At 67.5% G+C, this 1020-nt stretch carries 1 protein-coding gene; it reads right to left on the bottom strand.

Annotation, left to right across the window (positions count from 1 at the left end; all coding sequences use genetic code 11):
• Window positions 1–45: 45 nt before the first annotated feature.
• Entirely contained in the window at window positions 46–1008 is a 963-nt protein-coding gene (gene artA / locus U4E84_RS18765) for an archaeosortase A (protein WP_322533558.1), read from the bottom strand.
• Window positions 1009–1020 lie beyond the last annotated feature (12 nt).

The following is a 1020-nucleotide window of genomic DNA, read 5'->3' as shown; positions in this document are numbered from 1 at the left end:
GAGATATGTATCCCGGACAGCGCCCGGGGCGACGCGGGGCCGTTCTTACCGGTTCGTCGGCTCCCGGGGGAGATCGAGCGCCTCCGTCAGGTCGTGTTCCTCGCCGGTGATGAGGTAGAGGACGTCCTCCAAGATCACCGCCAGCTCGGGCAGTTCGCGCACCGCGAGGAAGGTGATCGCGATGAGGGCCACGACCGCCAAAAGCTGGCTCATGATCCGGTCGGAGATGAGGAAGGAGACGCGGTACGGGTCGGTCGCACCGAACATCGTCAACACGAGGTCCGGGTACCAGTGCATGTACTGGTTGCCCGCCACCACCGAGATGAACGTCGTCCGCAGGATGTTCAGGACGTAGATGAGCGGGAGCGACACCGCGAGCGCGCGGAGCTTCCGGGAGAGCGGCGCCTCGACGGCGGCCACGAGGCCGCCGAAGATGGCCATGCTGCCGAGCCCCGTACACGCCAGCACGATGTGGATGACGACGGTGTGGCCGTCGTCGAGCGTCCACGAGTACGCCGCGTCGTACCCCTCGTTGCTCGTCACCGCCTCCGGCGCGTACCCGAGGAGGTCGATGAGGGCCCCGGTCTGGGCCGCGACGATCTCGATGAGGACCCGACGGGGCTCCGGGACCGCGATCCCGGCGAACGTGAACGCCGGGATCGTCTCGAACGGGAGGTAGATGAACAACATGATCGCGATGGCCCGGGTGAGGGTGAAAAGCGACGCGCGGCCGTCGTACAGGAGGTACCCCGCGTACACGCTGGCGGGGAAGCCGACCAAGGCGAGGATCGACTCGACGTAGCTCTGGTGTTCGAAGGCGAAGTACGGCACCGTCGACAGCCAGAAGAGCCCGAACAGCGCCCACGTCGCGGCCGCGAGCGTGCGCCCCGCGGAGAGCCCGCGGCTGTCGAGCAGCCACGCCGTCGCGAAGAGGATCGCGACGATCCACGCGAACGTGAACGTGTCGGGGATCACGCTCAACACCGCCGGCGCGCCGTGGCCGAACATATCCCTGTGGTC

Origin of the sequence: Halorubrum sp. AD140 (assembly GCF_034497445.1) — an archaeon.
In the GTDB taxonomy this organism is placed as follows: Archaea; Halobacteriota; Halobacteria; order Halobacteriales; family Haloferacaceae; genus Halorubrum.
The sequence above is the reverse complement of the archived record's forward strand: the minus strand, read 5'-3'. Positions and strand labels throughout refer to the sequence as shown.